Below are 21,644 nucleotides of genomic sequence, written 5' to 3'. Positions count from 1 at the left end.
CAACGTGTGATTGCCACGCTACGCGGGGGACGGCCGGCTCGGGGGATGCCGGGGTCACTCAGTTCGAGTCGAGGATCGCGCGGATCTTCTCGAGGCGTTCGGAGACCTGACGTTCGAAGCCGCGGTCGGACGGCTCGTAGTACCGCGTGCCGGCCAGCTCGTCCGGCAGGTACTGCTGCGCGGCCACCGCGGCGGGCTCGTCGTGCGCGTACCGGTACGACTGGCCGTGCCCCAGACCTTTCGCGCCCGCGTAGTGCGCGTCGCGCAGGTGCGGCGGGACCGTGCCGATCTTGCCCGCGCGCACGTCCGCGAGCGCGGCGTCGATCCCCCGGTAGGAAGCGTTCGACTTCGGTGCGGTCGCGACGTGCACCACCGCCTCCGCCAGGATGATCCGTCCCTCGGGCATCCCGATCAGGGCGACCGCCTGCGCGGCGGCCACGGCCGTCTGCAGCGCACTCGGGTCGGCCATGCCGACCTCCTCGGCGGCGGCGATCACGATCCGGCGGGCGATGAACCGCGGGTCCTCGCCCGCGGAGATCATCCGCGCGAGGTAGTGCAGCGACGCATCGACGTCCGATCCCCGCATCGACTTGATGAAGGCGCTGATCACGTCGTAGTGCTGATCGCCATCGCGGTCGTACCGCACCGCGGCGACGTCGATCGCGCGCTCCATGGTCGCCAGCCCGACGACGACCGGGTGCCCGGCCTCGTCGGAGTCGTGGCCGACCGGCTCCGGGACGCCGTCCGACAGCGCCGCGCCGGCGGCCGCCTCGAGGATGGTCAGGGCCTTGCGTGCGTCCCCGCCGGCGAGCCGCAGCAGGTGCGCCTCGGCGGCGTCCTCCAGCACGATCGACCCGGCGAGCCCCCGCTCGTCGGTCACGGCGCGGCGCACCAGGGCGCGCACGTCCTCGATCTCGAGCGAGCGCAGCGTGAGCAGCAACGACCGGGACAGCAGCGGCGAGATCACCGAGAAGCTCGGGTTCTCGGTCGTCGCGGCCACCAGGGTCACCCACCGGTTCTCCACCGCCGGCAGCAGCGCGTCCTGCTGCGCCTTGGTGAACCGGTGCACCTCGTCGATGAACAGCACCGTCTCGCCGCCCGCGGTCGCGAGCCGTCGTCGGGCATCCTCGATCACGAGCCGCAGGTCCTTGACCCCGGCGGTCACGGCCGACAGCTCGACGAACCGTCGACCCGAGGTCGCCGCGATGAGGTAGGCGAGCGTCGTCTTGCCCGTCCCGGGGGGCCCCCAGAGCACGACCGACGTCGGGGCCGCGCGCCGGGAGCCGTCGTCCGCGGGCTCGACCAGGCGGCGCAGCGGGGAGCCGGCCACGAGCAGGTGGGCCTGCCCGGCGACCTCCGACAGGGTCGCCGGTCGCATCCGCACCGCGAGCGGAGCGTTCGAGGGGACGGACGGCAATCCGGCCGCAGTGGTGGTGGCGGCGTCGAACAGGTCCATGCGCCGAGCGTACGCACGCTGGGAGGATCACCCGACCCGCACCGGGCAGCCGATCGCACCCACCCGCGCCACCTGCGATGATCACCCGCGTGTTCGAAAGCCTCGGTCGTCTCATAGTCCGCCATCCCCGCCGAACGATCGGCGTGTGGATCGCCTTGACCGCGCTCGGCTTCGGCCTGGCGATCTTCGGGGTCACCGGGACGAACCTGTTCGACCGCCTGACCACGGGCGAGCCCAACGTGCCCGGCTCCGACAGCCAGCTCGCGAGCCAGCTCGTCAGCGACGCCTCGATCAAGGGCGCGCAGCTCACGCTCGTGCTCGACGGCGTCCCGGTGGACGCGGCTGGCGTCGCCGAGGCGATGGCACCGGCGCACGAGGAGCTCGCCGCGATCCCCGGCGTCGCGACCGTCATCGACCCGCTCGTGCTGCCCGACGGCCCCGCCAACCCGGCCGCGGCCCCGCTGATCGCCACCGACGGCAACGGCTTCCTGGTGATCGTCGAGCTCGACGCCGCGCTCGACGAGGACGCGGAGGCGACCGCCCTGACCGCCGTCGAGCACCGGTTGGCGGACATCCCCGCCGATCTCGCCGACGTGGCGCCGGACGCGCGCGGGATCGTCGGCGGCGAGACGCTCATCATCGAGACCATCACCGAGCAGGTGGAGAAGGACCTCACCACCGGCGAGGCCATCGCCCTGCCGATCGCCCTGCTCGTGATGGTGTTCGTGTTCGGCGGCTTCCTGGCCGCGTCGATCCCGATGGCCGGCGCGATCGCGTCGATCGGCGGCGGGCTCGGCGTGCTGCTCGGCTTCTCCTACTTCATGGACCTCGAGGCCTCGGTCGTCAACATCGTGACGATCCTCGGCCTGGGCCTGTCGATCGACTACGGGCTGCTGATCGTGTCGCGGTTCCGCGAGGAGCTGCACCGGCTCGTGGACGGTGAGGAGGCGCCCGTCGGGAACGGTCGGCGCCGCCGCGGTGACCGCGCGGTCACCACCGCCCTCATGAACACGATGGCCACCGCCGGGCGCACCGTGGCGTTCTCCGCGCTCACCGTCGCGATCGCGATCTCCGGCCTGCTCGTGTTCCAGCCCCAGATCCTGCGCTCGTTCGGGTTGGCGAGCGTCGCGGTCATCCTCATCGCGATCGGGACCGCGCTCACCCTCGTGCCCGCGATGCTCGCGGTCTTCGGGCGCAAGCTCATCAAGCCGGGGTTCATCAGCCGGATCCCGGGGCTGCGATCCGTCCTGGCCCGCACCGCCGACGTGGAGTCCGAGGAGGGGATCTTCTCCTCGCTCACCGCCCGCGTCCAGCGCCGGCCGTGGTGGGTGCTCGGCGGGGTCCTGCTCGCGCTCGGGGTGCTCACGATCCCGCTGACGCACCTGGAGCTGCGCAACTCGACCACCGAGCTGTTGCCCGGGGGCAGCGTGCAGCGCGACTACATCGGCGCCCTGGTGGAGAACTACCCGGCCGCGACGTCCCCCGCCGTCGTCGTCGTGGCGCAGACCACGCTCGAGAACGCCACCGCCTGGTCCGCCGAGCTGGCCACGCTCGACAACGTCGCGTCGGTCGAGGCGCCGATCCCGCTGGGCTCGGACGTGCTGATCGGCATCCGGCCCGACACGCTCGACGCGGGCAGCAAGATCGCGCGCGACGTCGTGCTGGAGGTGCGCGACCTCGACCCGGGTTTCCAGACCCTCGTCGGCGGTCAGGCGGCCGGGCAGATCGACTTCGCCGATGCGCTCGTCGACCGCGCGCCGTGGGCCGCCGGGATCGTCATCCTGGCGACCTTCGTGCTCCTGTTCCTCATGACCGGATCGGTGGTCATCCCGATCAAGGCGCTGCTCACGAACGTGCTGTCGCTCGCCGCGTCGCTCGGCGTGCTGGTGTGGGTGTTCCAGGACGGAAACCTGTCCGGGGTGCTGGGGTTCATCTCGACCGGCGGGATCGAGACGTACGTCGTGGCGCTCGTCATCGCGTTCGCGTTCGGGCTCGCGATGGACTACGAGGTGTTCCTGCTCTCGCGGATCAAGGAGCTGCACGACGCGGGGTACTCGAACAACGACTCCGTGCGGCTCGGCCTGCAGCGCTCGGGCCGGATCATCACGTCGGCCGCCACGATCATCGTCGTGGTGTTCACCGGCTTCGTCTTCGGCGAGCTGCTCGTGATCAAGGAGGTCGGGTTCTCGCTCGCGGTGGCCGTCTTCATCGACGCGACGCTGGTGCGGCTGCTGCTCGTGCCGGCGACCATGACGCTGCTCGGTTCGTGGAACTGGTGGGCGCCGACGTTCATGACGCGCATCTACGAGAAGCTGGCGATCACGCACTGACCGGAATACTGCCGCGACCCCCTCGGTTACGCTCGATGTACATGCAGACGCATGGATCTAGCTGAGGAGCACAACATGCAGTTCGGCATCTTCTCCGTCGGGGACGTGACCACCGATCCCACCACCGGCCGCACACCCACCGAGGTCGAGCGCATCCGGGCGATGGTGACCATCGCGCAGAAGGCCGAGGAGGTCGGGCTCGACGTCTTCGCGACCGGCGAGCACCACAACCCCCCGTTCGTGCCCTCCTCCCCCACGACCCTGCTCGGGTACCTCGCGGCAAAGACCGACCGCATCCTGCTGTCGACCGCCACGACGCTGATCACCACGAACGACCCGGTCAAGATCGCCGAGGACTACGCGATGCTCCAGGTGCTCGCCGACGGCCGCACGGACCTGATGATGGGCCGCGGCAACACCGGCCCGGTCTACCCCTGGTTCGGCAAGGACATCCGCGAGGGGATCAACCTCGCCGTCGAGAACTACGCCCTGCTGCGCCGCCTGTGGGACGAGACCGACGTCAGCTGGCAGGGCAAGTTCCGTACCCCGCTCGAGGGCTTCACGTCCACGCCGCGCCCGCTCGACGGCGTCGCACCGTTCGTGTGGCACGGCTCGATCCGCAGCCCCGAGATCGCCGAGCAGGCCGCCTACTACGGCGACGGGTTCTTCCACAACAACATCTTCTGGCCGATGGAGCACACGGTGCAGATGGTCCAGTACTACCGGCGCCGGTTCGAGCACTACGGCCACGGCCAGGCCGACCAGGCGATCGTCGGGCTCGGCGGGCAGGTCTTCATCCGACCGAGCTCCCAGGCCGCGGTCAAGGAGTTCCGCCCGTACTTCGACAACGCCCCGGTCTACGGCCACGGTCCGTCCCTCGAGGAGTTCACCGCGCAGACCCCGCTCACCGTCGGCAGCCCGCAGGAGGTCATCGACCGGTACGCCGGCATGCGCGACAAGGTCGGTGACTACCAGCGCCAGCTGTTCCTCATGGACCACGCGGGACTGCCCCTCAAGACCGTCCTGGAGCAGCTGGACCTGCTCGGCGGCGAGGTGGTCCCGGTGCTGCGCAAGGAGCTGGCCGCCGGGCGCCCTGCGCACGTGCCCGACGCCCCGACGCACGCCTCGCTCGTGGCCGCCCGACGGGCCGCCGGGATCGGCGCACCCGACCAGCTCGACTCGGCCGGGGACCGGTGGACCGGTCGCCGGGCGGAGGACGACCTCACCGCCGGCGACGCCGCTGCGGCGTCCGCACGCTGACCCCCACCACCGCACCCTGACGAACCGAGGAACCCATGAGTGACCGCACCATCGCCGTGATCTCCGCGGGCCTGTCGCAGCCGTCGTCGACCCGCATGCTGGCCGACCGGCTCGCGGAGGCGACGGTCGCCGAGCTCGGCGCGCGCGGGCTGTCCGCCACGGTCAAGACGTTCGAGCTGCGGGACGTGGCACACGAGCTGATCAATAACCTGCTCACCGGCTTCCCCAGCGGCGACCTGCGCGGCCTGCTGACCGCGGTGACCGGCGCCGACGGCCTGATCGCCGTCACGCCGGTGTTCACCACGTCCTACTCGGGGCTCTTCAAGACGTTCGTCGACATCCTGGACAAGGACTCCCTGGAGGGCATGCCCGTGCTGCTCGGGGCGACCGGCGGGACGCCGCGGCACTCGCTCGCGCTCGAGTACTCGATGCGCCCGCTGTTCACCTACCTGCACGCGGACGTCGCCCGCACGTCGGTGTTCGCTGCGACCGACGACTGGTCGGGCCCGGCCGATGCCCCGGCCGACCGCGGCTCCCGGGCCGCGAGCACCGATCGGAACGCCCTGCACAGCCGCATCCTGCGCGCCGGCCGCGAGCTCGCGGAGATGGCCGCAGCCCAACCGCACGCCGCCCCCGCAGACCCGTACGCGGACGCCCCCTCCTTCACCGACCTCCTGGGCCACCCGTAGCCTCCCAGGCCACCCGCAACCGGCTCCACGCCGCCCTCCCGGTGCCGACAGCCGCCGACCTCCCGGTGCCGATAGCTGACGACCTCCCGGTGCGGACAGCTGACGACCTCCCGGTGCGGACAGCCGCGCCCGTGACGCGCGGTGCTGCTGGGGCCCCTGGGGCGTCCCGCCAGCATCACCGGGACTCACCAGCCCCACGCGCGGCTGTCAGCACCGGGATCCTCCGATGCGCGGCCCGGTGCGGCCCGGTGCGGCCCGGATGAGATCGGTCCGGGCCGCGTCGGGTGTCCCCGCGTCGGGTGTCCCCGCGTCGGGTGTCCCCGCGTCGGGTGTCCCCGCGTCGGGTGTGCCCGCGTCAGGTGTGCGTCAGGACTCGGTCGCCACGGCGGCCGCGGCGACCTTCGGCTTCGGCACGAAGTCCACGCCCGCCTCGCGGCGCTGCTCGATCGTGATCGGCGCGGGGGCACCGGTCAGCGGGTCGAACCCGCCACCGGACTTCGGGAACGCGATGACGTCGCGGATCGACTCCGAACCGGTCAGCAGCGTGAGGATGCGGTCCCAGCCGAGCGCGATCCCGCCGTGCGGCGGCGCGCCGAACCCGAAGGCGTCGAGCAGGAAGCCGAACTTCTCCTGCGCCTCGGCCTCGCCGATGCCCATCACCTCGAACACGCGCTGCTGGACGTCGCGGCGGTGGATACGGATCGAGCCGCCGCCGATCTCGTTGCCGTTGCAGACGATGTCGTAGGCGTACGCGAGCGCGTTGCCCGGGTCCTTCTCGAACGTCTCGAGCCACTCGGGCGTGGGTGACGTGAAGGCGTGGTGCACCGCGGTCCACGACCCGTGGCCGAGGTCGACGTCGTCGTCCTCGCCGGTGGGCTTGAACAGCGGCGCGTCGACGATCCAGACGAAGGCCCACTGGCTCTCGTCGATCAGCTGACAGCGCTTGCCGATCTCCAGCCGGGCCGCGCCGAGCAGTGCGCGCGCCTCGCTGACCTTGCCGGCGGCGAAGAACACGCAGTCGCCGGGCTGGGCGCCCACGGCCGCGACCAGGCCGGCGCGTTCGACGTCGGACAGGTTCTTGGCGACGGGACCGCCGAGCTCGCCGTCCTCCGCGATCGTGACGTACGCCAGGCCGCGAGCGCCGCGCTGCTTGGCCCAGTCCTGCCACGCGTCGAACGTCCGGCGCGGCTGCGAGGCACCGCCGGGCATCACGACGGCGCCGACGTACGGCGCCTGGAAGACGCGGAACGGGGTGTCGGCGAAGAACTCGGTGAGCTCGGTCAGCTCGTGGCCGAAGCGCAGGTCGGGCTTGTCCGAGCCGAACCGGGCCATCGCGTCCGCGAACGTCATCCGCGGGATGGGCGTCGGGATGGTGTAGCCGATCAGGTCCCACAGCGCGACGAGCACGTCCTCGCCGACGGCGATCACGTCGTCCTGCTCGACGAAGCTCATCTCGACGTCGAGCTGGGTGAACTCCGGCTGGCGGTCGGCGCGGAAGTCCTCGTCGCGGTAGCAGCGCGCGATCTGGTAGTACCGCTCCATCCCGGCCACCATGAGCAGCTGCTTGAACAGCTGCGGCGACTGGGGCAGCGCGTACCAGGACCCGGGCGACAGCCGGGCGGGCACCACGAAGTCGCGGGCGCCTTCGGGGGTCGAGCGGGTCAGCGTCGGGGTCTCGATCTCGACGAAGTCCAGCGCGTCCAGCACGCGGTGCGCGGCGGCGTTGGCCTTAGCCCGCAGCCGGAGCGCGGCGGCCGGCGCCGGGCGGCGCAGGTCGAGGTAGCGGTACTTCAGGCGGACCTCTTCGCCGACGGTCTCGTCGGAGGACGCGGACACCTGGAACGGCAGCGGGGCGGCCTCGTTGAGCACGACGACGTCGTTCGCCACGAGCTCGATCGCGCCTGTCGCGAGGTTGGGGTTCTCGTTGCCCTCGGGGCGCAGGCCGACGACGCCGGTCACCTGCAGCACGTACTCGTTGCGCAGCCCGTGGGCCACGGCCTCGTCCCGGATGACCACCTGGGCGATGCCCGAGGCGTCGCGCAGGTCGATGAACGCCACCCCGCCGTGATCCCGCCGCCGGTCGACCCAGCCCGCGAGCGTGATGGTCTGGCCGATGTGCTCGACTCGTAGCGAGCCGGCAATGTGGGTGCGAAGCACGGAGGAGATCCTTCCGGGGGTGGTCGGCGCGGGTCCAGCGCCCCGGCGATCTTAGTCGCAGACGCCCCGGCCCGGGCGGACCGGTGGCGGCGAGGCTCGACAACCGGGCCGTTCGCCTCTACCGCCGTCCGTCGGGTCGTTGCAAGGGTCGGTCCTGCCCGCCGCCTCGACGCCGCACGCCTGCGCATCTCACGACGTCGTGGCGACGTCGCGGCAAGGGACGGCAGAGCATCGACAGGGGCCAGTGACACCTCGCCCCCGGGCGCGGAGGAAAGGGACGTGCGATGACCGAGAAGACCGTGACTCCGGGCACGCCGGCTGCATCGGCAGACTCCACCCCCCAGGGCGCGCGGTGGTACGCCCTCGCGCCCGACGAGGTCGCGCACCGGCTGGCGGTCGATCCGGCCACGGGCCTGTCGGCGGCCAGGGCCGCGGAGCTGCTCGCCAGGAACGGCCCGAACGCGCTCCCGGCCGAGAAGGCGCCGCCACCGTGGCACCAGTTCTTCGCCCAGTACACGTCGTACATGCAGATCATCCTCGTGGGGGCGGCGATCGCCTCGATCCTGATCGGTCAGTTCACCACCGGGGTGGCGGTGCTGGCGATCACCGCCCTGAACGCTCTCGGCGGGATGCGGCAGCAGGGCAAGGCCGAGAGCGCCATGAACGCGCTGCAGTCGATGCTCAAGACCAGCGCCCGGGTCCGCCGGGACGGGTCCGAGGTCACCGTCGATGCCGACCAGGTCGTCGTCGGCGATGTGGTCCTGCTCGCCGCGGGCGACGACGTGTGCGCGGACGGCCGCCTGATCGAGGCCACCTCGCTGCAGATCGACGAGTCCGCGCTGACGGGTGAGAGCGTGCCCGCCTCGAAGAGCGCCGACCCGATCGCCGACGACAACCCGGTGCTGGGCGACCAGTCGAACATGGCGTTCATGAACACCCCCGTCACGCACGGCGGCGGCGTCATGATCATCACCGGCACGGGTGCCGACACCGCGGTGGGAAGCATCTCCGGCATGCTGAAGTCCGAGCCCACCGTGAAGACCCCGCTGACCCAGCAGCTCGACACGCTCACCCTGTGGATCGCGGGCGCGGCCGGGCTGACCATCGCGATCATGTTCGCCCTGGGCATCTCGCGCGGGGAGTCGACCCAGGTCATCTTCACCACGGCCATCGCGCTGGCCCTGGCGGCGGTGCCGATGGCCATGCCGACCGTGCTGCAGGTGATCCTGTCCAGCGGGTCGCGGGAGCTGGCTGCCAACGGTGCTGTCGTCAAGAGCCTCGACTCGGTGGAGACCCTCGGATCGACGTCGGCGATCAACTCCGACAAGACCGGCACCCTCACCATGAACCAGGTCACAGTCGTCGAGGTGATCGACCCGACGGACCGCTACTCGATCACCGGGCGGGGCTACAGCCTGGACGGCGAGGTGCACCACACCGCCGGGAGCTCGCACACGATCGAGCCGGCGATCCTGCCGTTCGTGCTGTCCAACGACGCCAGGCTCGTCGACGGCAAGGTCGTGGGCGATCCGACCGAGGGGGCGCTCCTCGTGCTCGGCCACAAGGTCAAGCTCGACCTCGAGGGCACCCAGGCCGCGTACCCGCGGCTCGCGACCCTGCCGTTCGACCCGACCTACAAGCTCATGGCCGTCTTCTGCGAGGCGACGGACGACGAGGGCAACGCCGTCGTGCGGGTCTTCGTCAAGGGTGCGGCCCCGGCCGTGATCGGTCGGGCCACCTCGGCCCTGTCGAAGGGCCGGAGCGTGCCGTGGGGCGACGAGCTGAACACCCGGTCCGGCCAGGAGATGGCCCGCCTCGGCGACAAGGGCCTGCGCATCATGGCCGCCGCGACGAAAGACCTCAAGCCCCAGGACTTCACGCCCGACGGCGACCTGCTCTCGATGGTCCAGGGGCTGCAGCTGACGGCGATCGTCGGGATGATGGACCCCCCGAGGCCGGAGTCCCTGGACGCCGTCCGGGCCGCCCAGGACGCCAACATCCGCGTCCGGATGGTCACCGGGGACGACGTGGTCACCGGCGCGGCCATCGCCAGACAGCTCGGCATCCCCGGGGAGGCGATCCTGGGGACCGAGCTCGCGGCGATGTCGGAGGCGGAACGGCTCGAGCGCATCGACGCCATCGGCGTGGTCGGACGGGTCGCCCCCGAGCACAAGGTGCTCATGGTCCAGACCCTGCGCCAGGCCGGGGACGTGGTGGCCATGACCGGCGACGGGGTGAACGACGCCCCCGCCATCAAGGCCGCCGACATCGGCATCGCGATGGGCACCGGCACCCAGGTCGCCAAGAACGCCGGTCGCATGATCCTCACCGACGACAACTTCGCCACGATCGTGCGCGCGGTGTCGCAGGGTCGCAAGCTCTACGACAACATGCTCAAGTACATCCGCTTCATGCTGGTCGCCCTCGTCACCTACGTCGTGACCTTCCTGCTGGCCAGCCTGCTCAACATCGCCGACGGGCAGCCCTTCACCGCCCGCCAGATCCTGTGGATCAACTTCGTCATCACCGCGCCCGTCGGGATCGCTCTGGGCCTGGACAGGGAGACGCCCGGGCTGATGAAGCGCCACCCCCGGCCCCGGTCGTCGTCGATCATGTCCGCCGCGGTGATCACGACGGTCGCCGCGGCGGGGCTGTTCATGTCCATGGCCATCGACCTGCTGATCGTCGTCGGCGAGAGCGGCTTCGACCAACCGTCCATCGCCCGCACCATGGGCCTCGTCGCCTTCTCCCTGATGCTCGTGGTCGCCGCGTTCGAGAGCCGCGACGAACGAGCATCCATCCTGACCACGGAGACGTTCGACAACGGGACCCTCAACCTCACCGCCGTCGCCGAGATCGTCCTGGCGGTCCTGATCGCCGAGGGCGCCTTCCTGCCGCCGCTGCTCGAGACCACCCCGCTCACCGGCGGTCAGTGGCTCCTCGGCGCGGCCCCGGCGCTCGTGCTGCTGGTCGGCTGGGAGCTGGGCAAGCTGATCGCCCGCCGCCGCTCGGGCCGCGCCCGGCCGACCACGCCCTCGGGCGTACGCACCCCCTGAGTCAGCGCAGCTCGCCCGGTGCGCCGCGCGGGACGACGGGTCGGCGCGGTCGGACGGGAACGAGCCGCCGGTAGCCCGCCCCCTGCTCGGGCCGGGGATCGGCCTCCCCGGCATTCGGCCACAGCGACACGGCCCGCTCCGCCTGCGCGGTGATCGTCAGGGACGGGTTGACGCCGAGGTTCGCCGTGATCGCGGCGCCGTCGAGCACATGCAGCGTCGGGTAGCCGTGCACGCGCTGGTACGGGTCGAGGACGCCGTCGTCGGGCGTGGCGCCGATCGGGCAGCCCCCGATGAAGTGCGCCGTCATCGGCATGTTGACCAGGTCGCCCCAGCTGCCGCCCGGCACGCCGTCGAGCTCGTCCGCCATGAGGCGGGCCACCCGGTGCCCGGCCGGGATCCAGGTCGGGTTCGGCTCGCCCCGCCCCTGCCGGCTCGTCAGCCGCCCGGTGCCACGCGGCCGACGCAGGCGCACGGGCAGGAACCGGCTCAGCCGCGGGCCCTGCTCGGCGAGCGAGGTCGTGAGCGAGTTGTCGAGCGCCTGCATCACGAGCGCGATCGTCGTCCGCTCGCTCCACCGGTACGGCACCAGCGCCCGCACGGTCGCCACCGGTCGGCGGCGCAGCTGCCGCGCGTACTCCCCCGCGATCGCGCGCCAGCGCACCGAACCCGGCGCCCCGACCGTCAGGACCGTCTGCAGCAGCGCCATCGCGTTGGAGCCCTTGCCGTACCGCACCGGTTCGATGTGGGTGGTGGGGTCGGTGAAGAACGACGAGCTGATCGCCACGCCCCGGCTGAGGTCCCGCGCAGGGTCGACCCGGGGCGCACTGGCCCCCAGCAGCGCCTCCGAGTTCGTGCGCGTGAGCTCGCCGAGCCGCGCCGAGAGCCGGGGCAGCCGGCCCGACGCACGCATCCGGTGCAGCAGCGTCTGGGTCCCGTACGTCCCGGCGGCCACGACCACCTGGTCGGCGCCCCAGACCGTCCGCACGCGCCGGCCGCCCGGACCCGTGCCGCGCGACACGACGGTCCACCCGCCGCCGGGCCGCGGCACCAGCTCCGTGACCGTGGTCATCGGCACGACCCGTGCACCGGCCCGCTCGGCCAGGTGGAGGTAGTTCTTGGTCATCGTGTTCTTGGCCCCGACGCGGCACCCGGTCATGCACTCCCCGCACTCGGTGCACCCGGTCCGGACCGGTCCGGCGCCGCCGAAGAACGGATCGGCCACGGTCACGCCCGGCTCGCCGAACAGCACCCCGACCTCGGCGGGCTTGAACGTGTCTGCGCAGCCCATCTGGCCGGCCACGGTGAGCATCAACCGGTCCGCGGGCGTCGTCGTCGGGTTCGTCGTGACCCCGAGCATCCGCTCGGCCTGGTCGTAGTGCGGGGCGAGCTCGGAGGCCCAGTCGGTGATCGCCGACCATTGCGGATCGGCGAAGAACGGCCGCAGCGGCCGGTAGAGCGTGTTCGCGTACACGAGCGAGCCGCCGCCCACCCCCGCGCCGGCGAGGATCAGGGAGTCCTTGAGCAGGTGGATGCGCTGGATCCCGTAGCACCCGAGCGCGGGCGCCCACAAGAACGTGCGCAGATGCCACGACGACGCGAACTCGTGGTCCGCGAACCGACGCCCGGCCTCGAGGACGGCCACCCGGTAGCCCTTCTCGGTCAGGCGCAGCGCGGCGACCGACCCGCCGAATCCCGACCCGACGACGACCACGTCGTAGTCGCGCGGGCTGTCTTCGGGGGGCGGGGCGACGTCGACCATCCGCGCATGCTGACACACCAGACCTCGGCGTGGTGCCCCAACGCCGCGCCCGGCATGATGGCGCGATGCCTGACGACCCAACGCCGCCCACCCCCGCAGGCCCGCCGCCGGCGATCGAGCTCCGCGTGCTGTCCGCCCTGGCCCTGCGGGCGCTGTACCGGCTCGACCTCGCGACGGCGAGCGACCTCGTCGGCGCCCGGATGCCGGAGTTCTTCACGACCGAGGGCTGGCTGTGGCGGTGGCGGCTGCATCAGATCGAGGCCGACCCCGACTCCGCGCACTGGTACGTGCGGGCGGCCGTCGCGGTCGCGCCCGACGACGCCGCCGCCCCGAGCCTCGTCGTCGGGCACGCCGGCTTCCACGGTCCGCCCGACGCCGGCACGATCGAGATCGGCTACACGGTCGTGCCCGCCCTGCGCGGCCGCGGGTACGGGCACGGGATCGTCGCGGCGCTGCTCGCCGAGGCCGCTCGCGAGGCGAACGTCCGGATCGTGCGCGCGAGCATCTCCCCGACCAACGCTGCCTCGCTCGCGCTGGTCCAGCGGGCCGGCTTCGTCCAGGTCGGTGAACAGTGGGACGACGAGGACGGGCTCGAGCTCGTCTTCGAACGCCCGGTCGTCCTCGTCGAGTAGTCGACTAGTTCCGCCCGCTCAGACCGCCTGCACCCGCGGCCAGAGGTCCTCGGCGGGCGGCGCCCAGGTCGCCGCGTCGGCCTCGACCTGGTCGCCGGACCGGATGTCCTTGACCTGGTCGGGCTTGGCCGGCTCCGGCGTGCCGTCGTCCGCGACGGATGCGGCCGAGCCGGGGAACCACACGAACGGCACCCCGCGCCGGTCCGCGTACTTGATCTGCTTGCCGAACTTGGCCGCGCTCGGGGCGACCTCGACCGGGATCCCGCGTGCCCGCAGCGCGGCGGCGATCCGGTCGGAGACCGCGCGGGTCTCCTCGGAGGTCACCGCGACGACGACGGCGCTGGGCACCGACCGCGACGCGCGCACCAGGTCCGCACCGAGCAGCCGGGACACCAGCCGCGAGACCCCGATCGACAGGCCCACGCCCGGATACGTCGTCGTCCCGTCGGACGCCAGCGTGTCGTACCGCCCGCCCGAGCAGATCGACCCGAGCTGCTCGTGCCCGACGAGCACCGTCTCGTAGACCGACCCCGTGTAGTAGTCGAGCCCACGCGCGATCTTCAGGTCGGCGACCACGACGCCGGGAGCCCGCTCAGCCGCGGCGGCCACGAGGGCGCCGAGCTCGCCGAGGCCGGTCTCGAGCAGCTCGGAGGTGATCGAGTGCCGCTCGGCGAGCGCACGCACGCGGTCCACGACGGTCGAGTCCGAACCCGAGATGGCCGCGAGCTCGAGGCAGGCCGCCGCCTGCTCGGCGGTGGCGCCGGTCTCGGCCACCAGGGCGGCGGCGACCGCGACCGGCCCGATCTTGTCGAGCTTGTCGATGCCCCGCAGCACGCCGTCGATGTCGTCGAGGCCGAGCCCGCGGTAGAACCCCTCGGCGACCTTGCGGTTGTTCACCAGGATGCGCACGGGCGGCACCCCGATCGAGGCGAGCGAGCCGAGCGCCTCGGCGATCACCAACGGCAGCTCGACCTCGTAGTGGTAGGGCAGCGCTCCGGCGCCCACGACGTCGATGTCGGCCTGGACGAACTCGCGGAACCGCCCGTCCTGGGGCCGCTCACCGCGCCACACCTTCTGGATCTGGTACCGCTTGAACGGGAACGCGAGGTGCCCGGCGTTCTCCAGGACGTACCGCGCGAACGGGACGGTCAGGTCGAAGTGCAGCCCGAGCTGGTGGTCGCTCTCGGCGCCCTGTTCCGTGCCCGACGGCGAGGCCCCCGGGTCGGTCGCCGTCGGCGCCTCCTGCAAGCGGCGCAGCACGTAGACCTCCTTCGAGGTCTCACCCTTGCGCAGCAGCTGGTCGAGCGGCTCGACCGCGCGCGTCTCGATCCCGGCGAAGCCGTGGAGCTCGAAGGTGCGCCGCAGCGCATCGAGGATGTGCTGCTCGACGGTGCGACCCGCGGGCAGCCACTCGGGGAAACCTGACAGGGGGGTGGGTCTGGCCATGAGGCCTCATCCTGCCAGGTAGGGGTTCCGCCTCAGTTCCAGGTCCATCCGGGTCGCCGGTCCGTGCCCCGGCAGCAGCAGCGTCGCGGGGTCGATCGCGGCCACGAGCTCACCCAGGGTGTGGCCCATCGACGGGTTGTCCCCGCCCGGCAGGTCCGTGCGTCCGATCGAGCCGGCGAAGAGCACGTCACCGGTCAGAGCGGTCCGGGTGGCACCGGTGAGCAGGGACTCCTCCCCCGGGACGAACGAGAACCCGTCGGCCGAGGCCGGGACGCCGTCGAACAGGAACAACGACGCGCCGGCCGTGTGACCTGGGGCGTACAGGACCGCGAGGGGCGCGCCGGCGAACAGCAGTCCGCCGAGGTCGAGGGTCGTGCCCTCGAGCGGACCGGGGCGGCCGGGCACCTGGTCGTCACCCGCACCGCTGCGCACCTGCCCGAACGTCTCGACCCGGGCCGGGGTCCGGTACGAGCCGGGCGGCAGGCCCACCGCCGTGAGGGCCTGGGCAAGCGGGCCGGCGTCGTCGTGCCCGGCGCTGCCGAGCCCGAGCGTGCCGAACGGGTCCGCGAGCCGGTAGGCGTCGGCCGCGTGCAGCCGCAGCGGCACCCCGAACGCCGCGGAGACCTCCGCGGCACCCCAGGTGTGGTCGACGTGCCCGTGCGTGGCGAGCACCGCGACCGGGACCAGGCCCCGTTCGGCCACGATCGCGCGCACCCGGGACTCGACCCCGGCGCCGACGTCGACCACCACGCACGAGACGCCGTCGTCGGCCACGACGATGTAGCAGTTGGTGCCGAACACGGGAGCGACAGCTGTCAGAACGTCCATCGCGTCAGGCTATCGACTGAGCGGGCGCGGACCGGCGACCGGCCGCCGACCGCCCTTCGATGCCGGACTGTGACCCCGGGCCGACGCCGGGCAGCGTGACCACGCTCAGCGTTGCCTAGACTGTCCCCGATCCCGGCAGCGCGACCAGCCAGGACGCCGCACCACGAGGCACGAGGAGGTCAGTTGTCCCCGAACAAGCGGGAACGCGAAAACGCGCGCCGACGGTACGAGCGGTACCAGCAGCACGTCTCCTCGACGCGGGCGCAGCGACGCCACCGGTGGACCGTGGCCGCCGCGATCGTCGGTGTGCTCGTGCTCGTGCTGGGCGTCTCCCTCGCCGTGAACCTCACCGCCGCCGACGACGTGGACGACGCCGCCGAGCCCGCCGCCGGCACCCAGACCTACACGCTGCCCGACCCGTCCGCCGCGCAGGCGCGGACCTGGACCGGGACCATCGCGACCACCGCGGGTGACATCGGCGTCGAGCTCGATGGCGCCGCGGCGCCGCAGGCGGTCGCGTCGTTCGTGAGCCTGGCCGCACAGGGCTACTTCGACGGCACGACGTGCCACCGGCTCGCGACCGGAATCACCGTGCTGCAGTGCGGCGACCCGACGGCGACCCGCACGGGCGACCTGAGCGCCAACGGCACCGGGGGGCCGGGCTACAGCTTCGGCCCGGTCGAGAACGCCCCCGCCGACGACGCCTATCCGGCCGGGACGATCGCGATGGCGCGCCAGGGCGGCAACGGCAGCTCGATGGGCAGCCAGTTCTTCCTCGTCTACGAGGACACCACCATTCCCGCTGATGAAGCGGGTGGCTACACCGTATTCGGCCGCATGACGTCCGGCCTGGACGTCGTCACGGCAGTCGCGGACGCCGGGGTCCAGGGGGGCGCGGCCGATGGCCTCCCTGTCACCGACGTCACCATCCAGGGAGTTGAGACCCAGTGACCGAGAACTTCACCACCGCCACCGGAGCGGACGACGAGAACGTGTCGTCGCCGGCCGAAGCGAACGAGCCAGTGCAGCCCGAGGTCACGGAAGAGGTCGCGCCCGCCGCGGTCGCGCCAGACGAGTCGACCGTCGCCGCAGTGCCGGCACCGCCCGTCCCGGCCGCGCCCGCCACCGATGTGGTCGAGCCGACCGCCGACGCGGTCGAGCCCGTCGCCGATGTGGTCGAGCCCGTCGCCGAGGTTGCCGCGCCCGTCGCGGAGGCCGCCGAGCCCACTCCCGCACCCACGCCGCGCCCGGTGCCGCGCCCGATCCCCCGGCCCATGCCGCGAGCCCCCCAGGCCCCCGTGCCCGGTACCGCGACGCCGGAAGGTGCCGCTCCCGCGGTTGCCGCGGCTCCGGTCGCTCCCCCCCTGGACGCGGCCGAGGCCGCCGCGGCCGGAGCGTTCGGCCGGGTGGACGACGACGGCACGGTGCACGTCACCGAGGCGGCCGGCGAGCGGATCGTCGGGCAGTACCCCGGCGCCACCGCCGAGGACGCCCTCGCGTTCTACGTCCGCCGCTATGTGGACCTCAAGGCCAAGGTCGTGCTGTTCGAGGCCCGTCTCGGTGCCACGGACCTGCCCGTCAAGGAGATCGACCAGACCCTGGCCAAGCTCACCGAGGAGGCCGCCGAACCGGCCGCCGTCGGGGACCTGGACGGCCTGCGCGCACGCCTGGACGCGCTGCGCGGGATCGCGGCCGAACGCCGCGCCGTCGCCGAGGCCGAGCGCGCCGCGGCGAAGGAGGTCGCCGTCGCCGCTCGCACCCTGATCGTCGAGCAGGCGGAGAAGATCACCGCGACCGACCCGGAGCGCATCCAGTGGCGTCCCGCCGGTGAGCAGCTGCGCATCCTGCTCGACGAGTGGAAGGAAGCCCAGCGCTCCGGTCCGCGCATCGACCGCCCGACGGAGGAAGCGCTCTGGAAGCGGTTCAGCCACGCGCGCACGAGCTTCGACCGCGAGCGTCGCCACTTCTTCGCCGAGCTCGAGACGAAGAACGCCGACGCCCGGGCGACCAAGGAGGCCCTCGTGGCCGAGGCCGAGGCGCTGTCCCAGAGCGCCGACTTCGGCGCGACCGCGGCGGCCTACCGCGAGCTCATGGCCCGCTGGAAGGCAGCCGGCCGCGCCAGCCGCAAGGACGACGACGCCCTCTGGGCCCGGTTCCGCGGGGCGCAGGACGCGTTCTTCGCGGCGCGTGACGCGGCGACCGCGGCCACGGACACCGAGTTCGCGGCCAACCTCGAGGTCAAGGAGGCGCTGCTCACCTCGGCCGAGAAGCTGGTCCCGGTGACCGATCTCAACGCGGCCAAGTCGGCGCTGCGCGACATCCAGGAGAAGTGGGAGTCCGCCGGCAAGGTCCCGCGCGGCGACGTGCAGCGGGTCGAGGGTCGGCTGCGTGCGGTCGAGACCGCGATCCGGGACGCCGACCAGGCCGTGTGGACCCGGGGCAACCCCGAGACCCGCGCCCGGGCCGAGGGCGCCGCGGCGCAGCTCGAGACCGCCATCGCAGGTCTGGAGGCCGACCTGGCCGCCGCACAGGCTGCGGGCAACGAGCGCAAGGTCGCCGAGGCGCAGGTCGCCCTCGACGCCCGACGCGCATGGCTCACCCAGGTGCAGCGCGCGGCGGACGACCACCGCGCCTGAACCATCGCGCCGGAACCATCGGACCGGAACCCGCGTAGCCGATCGGCTACGCGGGTTCCGTCGTCTCAGCGGCACAGGCGCGCCGTCCACAGCCCACGGCCTCCGTCGGCGTCGTCCACAACGACGCGACCGGGCAGCGGCGCCCGGCACCCCTCCACGGGGACGCTGGGCCGGTGGACAGGACGGTGATCGGCGAGACAGCGCGGGGCAGCACCGCGCTGGGTCCGGGCGCGCCGAACCAGACCGTGCCGAACAACACCGCGCTGGCGTGGATCTCGCGACCGCCGCCCGCCGTGCCCGAGTGGTTCGACCTCCGCGAGATCGGCCCGGTCCTGTGGCAGACGCTGCTCCGGGACGGCCTCGCCACGCACGTGTGGGGGGACCTCGCGGTCCCGGCCGATCGCCCCCCGACCCCGCAGATCCGAGCCCGCGCGGTTCGGGGTCTCGTCCCGCCGCGCGGTGCGGTCGGGCGCGCCTCGGCCGTCTGGTTGCACACCGGGGGCGTGCAGCCCGGGCGGATCGACGTGCTCGTCGCACCACAGGCGCGCCGCCCGGGCCCGCACCCGCTGCGGTCGCCGCACGAGTGCGTGCTCCCGGCCGAGGATGTCGTCGTCGTCGGATCGCTGCGGGTGACGACCGTGGAACGCACCGCCATCGACGTCGCGCGGTGGGTGGGCGAACCCGGCGAGCTGATCGAGCGACTCGTGCGGCTCGCGGACCTCGACCCGGCCCGCGCCCTGGACCGACTGGACGCCCTCAGCGGTCACCGCGGCGTCGCTGAGGCGCGCACCGCCCTGCAGGCGGCGCTGCGCGACGTCCGCGGCCGCTGACGGCCCCGACCGTCGCTCAGGTCGGGTCGGACGAGGCCAGAGTCGCCGCGTGCTCGACGTCCGCGCGCGACCCGGTCAGCCGGTAGACGTCGAAGACGCCTTCCACCTTGCGAACCGCGGCGAGCACCGATGCAAGGTGCCCGGGCTCGGCCATCTCGAAGATGAACTTCGACATCGCGACCCGGTCCCGTGAGGTGGACACGCTCGCGGACAGGATGTTGACGTGCGAGTCGGACAGGACCCGCGTCACGTCCGACAGCAGCCGGCTCCGGTCGAGCGCCTCGACCTGGATCTGCACCAGGAACATCGAGGTACCGCCCTGGGTCCACTCGACCTCGACCAGCCGCTCCGGCTGCGCCCGCAGCCCCTCGACGTTCACGCAGTCGGTCCGGTGCACGCTCACGCCGGACCCGCGGGTGACGAACCCCATGATCTCGTCGCCCGGGACCGGCGTGCAGCACCGGGCCAGCTTGACCCAGATGTCGTCGACACCCTTCACGACGACGCCCGGGTCGCCCGTGCGGACCCGGCGGTTGGTGCGGCCCGGTCCGTCGGTCTGGACCAGGTCCTCCTCGTCGCCGGGCTCGATCCCCATCGACTGCACGAGCCGCTGGACGACGGCGGCGGCCGAGACCTGCCCCTCACCGATCGCGGCGTAGAGCGACGAGACGTCCTGCCGGCGCATCTCGTGCGCGAGCGCGACGAGCGAGTCGTGCGAGAGCAGCCGCTGCAGCGGCAGGTTCTGCTTGCGCAGGGCCTTCGTGAGCGCGTCCTTGCCGTGCTCGATGGCCTCCTCGCGGCGCTCCTTGGAGAACCACTGCCGGATCTTGTTCCGCGCGCGCGGGCTCTTGACGAACACGAGCCAGTCGCGGCTGGGGCTGGCGGTCTCGGACTTCGAGGTGAGGACCTCGATGACGTCGCCGTTGTCGAGGGTGGAGTCGAGCGGGACGAGGCGACCGTTGACCCGCGCACCCATCGTGCGGTGGCCCACCTCGGTGTGCACCGCGTAGGCGAAGTCGACCGGGGTGGACCCGGCGGGCAGCGCCATCACCTGCCCCTTCGGGGTGAAGACGTAGACCTCCGCGCCGGCGATCTCGAAACGCAGCGAGTCCAGGAACTCCGACGGGTCGGCGGTCTCCTTCTGCCAGTCGACGAGCTGGCGCAGCCACGCCATGTCGTTGCCCGCAGCGTCCGTCGTCTGCCCGGCGCTCTTGGCCGACTCCTTGTACTTCCAGTGCGCCGCGACGCCGTACTCCGCGCGCCGGTGCATGTCGTGGGTGCGGATCTGGATCTCGACGGGCTTGCCGCCGGGGCCGATCACGGTCGTGTGCAACGACTGGTAGAGGTTGAACTTCGGCATCGCGATGTAGTCCTTGAACCGGCCGGGGACCGGGTTCCACCGCGCGTGCAGGGCGCCGAGCGCCGCGTAACAGTCCCGCACCGAGTCCACCAGAACGCGCACCCCGACGAGGTCGTAGATGTCCGCGAAGTCGCGGCCGCGCACGATCATCTTCTGGTAGATCGAGTAGTAGTGCTTCGGCCGGCCGGTCACGACCGCCTTGATCTTGGCCGTGCGCAGGTCGCTGCCGACCTGGTCACGCACGATCGCGAGGTACTCCTCGCGTGCGGGTGCCCGCTCCGTCACGAGGTGCACGATCTCGTCGTAGACCTTGGGGTAGAGCGTCATGAACGAGAGGTCTTCGAGCTCCCACTTGATCGTGTTCATCCCGAGCCGGTGAGCCAGCGGCGCGTAGATCTCGAGCGTCTCGCGGGCCTTGCGCTCCGCCGACGCCGGGGCGACGAACTTCCAGGTCCGGGCGTTGTGCAGGCGGTCGGCCAGCTTGATGACCAGCACGCGGATGTCGCGGGACATCGCCACGACCATCTTGCGCACGGTCTCGGCCTGGGCCGCGTCGCCGTAGGTCACCTTGTCGAGCTTCGTGACACCGTCGACCAGCATCGCGACCTCGGGCCCGAAGTCCTTGCGGAGCTGGTCCAGGGAGTAGTCGGTGTCCTCGACCGTGTCGTGCAGCAACGCCGCCACGAGGGTCTGCGTCGTCATGCCGAGCTCGGCCAGGATCGTCGCGACGGCGACCGGGTGGGTGATGTAGGGATCGCCGCTCTTGCGCATCTGCCCCCGGTGGGCGCGCTCGGCCACCGCATAGGCCTGCTCGACGGCGGCGAAGTCGGCCTTGGGATAGTTCGTCCGGATGGCCTGCATGAGCGGCTCGAGGGCCGGCGTCGTGCCGCTGTTCCGGGTGCCGAACCGGACCAGGCGCGACCGCACGCGACTCGCCGTCGGGGGCACCTCGACCGGCAGGGCGGGGTCGACAGCGTCCTGCGCCGCTGTCTGCGTGTTCTCGCTCATTCGACCTCCCCCAGCCCGTGACGTGCCAAGTCTCAAGTTTACGGCTGTGGGGGGCCAGAACAGGAAACGGGACACGCGCCCGGCGAGAGCGGTGCACGTCAGCGGAGGGCGGTACCCGTCAGTCGACTGACGATTTCCCGTCAGTCGACTGACTATCTCCCGTCAGTCGACTGACTATCTCCCGTCAGTCGACTGAT

Annotated in this window: 14 protein-coding genes; 8 read left to right on the top strand and 6 right to left on the bottom strand. The window is 72.2% G+C overall.

Translation table 11 applies throughout. The features are described 5' to 3' along the window. Positions 1-58 precede the first annotated feature (58 nt). Positions 59-1,456, bottom strand: coding sequence for a replication-associated recombination protein A (locus tag EUA98_RS01275; protein WP_130100847.1), 1,398 nt, complete (start codon positions 1,454-1,456; stop codon positions 59-61). A gap of 143 nt (positions 1,457-1,599) precedes the next feature. Here EUA98_RS01275 and EUA98_RS01270 point away from each other — a divergent pair, with 143 nt between their 5' ends. The 3 genes from EUA98_RS01270 to EUA98_RS01260 all read left to right on the top strand — a co-directional run bounded on the left by EUA98_RS01270 (position 1,600) and on the right by EUA98_RS01260 (position 5,735). After that, positions 1,600-3,786: an MMPL family transporter gene (locus tag EUA98_RS01270; protein WP_350339474.1), complete on the top strand. Its 2,187-nt coding sequence runs from the start codon at positions 1,600-1,602 to the stop codon at positions 3,784-3,786. Between the two features lie 75 nt (positions 3,787-3,861). Continuing rightward, positions 3,862-5,046 (top strand): LLM class flavin-dependent oxidoreductase, encoded by a 1,185-nt coding sequence (locus EUA98_RS01265; protein ID WP_130100894.1) that lies wholly within the window; start codon positions 3,862-3,864, stop codon positions 5,044-5,046. A gap of 35 nt (positions 5,047-5,081) precedes the next feature. Next, entirely contained in the window at positions 5,082-5,735 is a 654-nt protein-coding gene (locus EUA98_RS01260; RefSeq protein ID WP_130100846.1) for an FMN reductase, read from the top strand. A gap of 366 nt (positions 5,736-6,101) precedes the next feature. Here EUA98_RS01260 and aspS read toward each other — a convergent pair whose 3' ends face one another. After that, on the bottom strand, positions 6,102-7,892 hold the full coding sequence (gene aspS / locus EUA98_RS01255) for an aspartate--tRNA ligase (RefSeq protein WP_130100845.1): 1,791 nt from the start codon (positions 7,890-7,892) through the stop codon (positions 6,102-6,104). Positions 7,893-8,176: 284 nt separating this feature from the next. Here aspS and EUA98_RS01250 point away from each other — a divergent pair, with 284 nt between their 5' ends. Next, positions 8,177-10,948, top strand: a complete 2,772-nt coding sequence (locus EUA98_RS01250; protein WP_130100844.1) for a cation-translocating P-type ATPase — start codon at positions 8,177-8,179, stop codon at positions 10,946-10,948. A 1-nt stretch (position 10,949) separates the two neighbouring features. Here EUA98_RS01250 and EUA98_RS01245 read toward each other — a convergent pair whose 3' ends face one another. Beyond that, positions 10,950-12,707, bottom strand: a complete 1,758-nt coding sequence (locus EUA98_RS01245; RefSeq protein WP_130100843.1) for a GMC family oxidoreductase — start codon at positions 12,705-12,707, stop codon at positions 10,950-10,952. Positions 12,708-12,772: 65 nt separating this feature from the next. Here EUA98_RS01245 and EUA98_RS01240 point away from each other — a divergent pair, with 65 nt between their 5' ends. After that, the gene (locus EUA98_RS01240; RefSeq protein ID WP_130100842.1) at positions 12,773-13,339 is read left to right on the top strand and encodes a GNAT family N-acetyltransferase; all 567 of its coding nucleotides are present in this window, start codon (positions 12,773-12,775) and stop codon (positions 13,337-13,339) included. Between the two features lie 18 nt (positions 13,340-13,357). Here EUA98_RS01240 and hisS read toward each other — a convergent pair whose 3' ends face one another. Then, entirely contained in the window at positions 13,358-14,785 is a 1,428-nt protein-coding gene (gene hisS / locus EUA98_RS01235) for a histidine--tRNA ligase (protein WP_130100841.1), read from the bottom strand. A 6-nt stretch (positions 14,786-14,791) separates the two neighbouring features. Next, on the bottom strand, positions 14,792-15,613 hold the full coding sequence (locus EUA98_RS01230; protein ID WP_130100840.1) for an MBL fold metallo-hydrolase: 822 nt from the start codon (positions 15,611-15,613) through the stop codon (positions 14,792-14,794). 183 nt (positions 15,614-15,796) lie between these two features. On the opposite strand from EUA98_RS01230, the gene EUA98_RS01225 reads away from it, so the two are divergent. The 3 genes from EUA98_RS01225 (at position 15,797) to EUA98_RS01215 (ending at position 19,079) form a co-directional block, all read left to right on the top strand. Next, positions 15,797-16,564 (top strand): peptidylprolyl isomerase, encoded by a 768-nt coding sequence (locus tag EUA98_RS01225; RefSeq protein WP_130100839.1) that lies wholly within the window; start codon positions 15,797-15,799, stop codon positions 16,562-16,564. After that, positions 16,561-18,249 (top strand): DUF349 domain-containing protein, encoded by a 1,689-nt coding sequence (locus EUA98_RS01220; protein ID WP_165372677.1) that lies wholly within the window; start codon positions 16,561-16,563, stop codon positions 18,247-18,249. The genes EUA98_RS01225 and EUA98_RS01220 overlap by 4 nt, the downstream gene beginning before the upstream one ends. A 173-nt stretch (positions 18,250-18,422) precedes the next feature. Further along, positions 18,423-19,079, top strand: coding sequence for a type IV toxin-antitoxin system AbiEi family antitoxin (locus tag EUA98_RS01215; RefSeq protein ID WP_130100838.1), 657 nt, complete (start codon positions 18,423-18,425; stop codon positions 19,077-19,079). A gap of 16 nt (positions 19,080-19,095) precedes the next feature. On the opposite strand, the gene EUA98_RS01210 is transcribed toward EUA98_RS01215, so the two are convergent. Continuing rightward, complete coding sequence (locus EUA98_RS01210) at positions 19,096-21,447, bottom strand: RelA/SpoT family protein (protein ID WP_130100837.1); 2,352 nt, start codon at positions 21,445-21,447, stop codon at positions 19,096-19,098. Positions 21,448-21,644: the final 197 nt, after the last annotated feature.

It is taken from the genome of Pengzhenrongella frigida (assembly GCF_004168625.1).
Lineage (GTDB): Bacteria > Actinomycetota > Actinomycetes > Actinomycetales > Cellulomonadaceae > Pengzhenrongella > Pengzhenrongella frigida.
This window is presented reverse-complemented; position numbering and strand designations above follow the sequence as displayed.

What these genes read in the sequence shown, in the direction of transcription:
- EUA98_RS01275 (WP_130100847.1), bottom strand. Translation starts at nt 1,456, where the DNA reads ATGGACCTGTTCGACGCCGCCACCACCACTGCGGCCGGATTGCCGTCC.
- EUA98_RS01265 (WP_130100894.1), top strand. Translation starts at nt 3,862, where the DNA reads ATGCAGTTCGGCATCTTCTCCGTCGGGGACGTGACCACCGATCCCACC.
- EUA98_RS01260 (WP_130100846.1), top strand. Translation starts at nt 5,082, where the DNA reads ATGAGTGACCGCACCATCGCCGTGATCTCCGCGGGCCTGTCGCAGCCG.
- EUA98_RS01250 (WP_130100844.1), top strand. Translation starts at nt 8,177, where the DNA reads ATGACCGAGAAGACCGTGACTCCGGGCACGCCGGCTGCATCGGCAGAC.
- EUA98_RS01245 (WP_130100843.1), bottom strand. Translation starts at nt 12,707, where the DNA reads ATGGTCGACGTCGCCCCGCCCCCCGAAGACAGCCCGCGCGACTACGAC.
- EUA98_RS01240 (WP_130100842.1), top strand. Translation starts at nt 12,773, where the DNA reads ATGCCTGACGACCCAACGCCGCCCACCCCCGCAGGCCCGCCGCCGGCG.
- hisS (WP_130100841.1), bottom strand. Translation starts at nt 14,785, where the DNA reads ATGGCCAGACCCACCCCCCTGTCAGGTTTCCCCGAGTGGCTGCCCGCG.
- EUA98_RS01230 (WP_130100840.1), bottom strand. Translation starts at nt 15,613, where the DNA reads ATGGACGTTCTGACAGCTGTCGCTCCCGTGTTCGGCACCAACTGCTAC.
- EUA98_RS01210 (WP_130100837.1), bottom strand. Translation starts at nt 21,447, where the DNA reads ATGAGCGAGAACACGCAGACAGCGGCGCAGGACGCTGTCGACCCCGCC.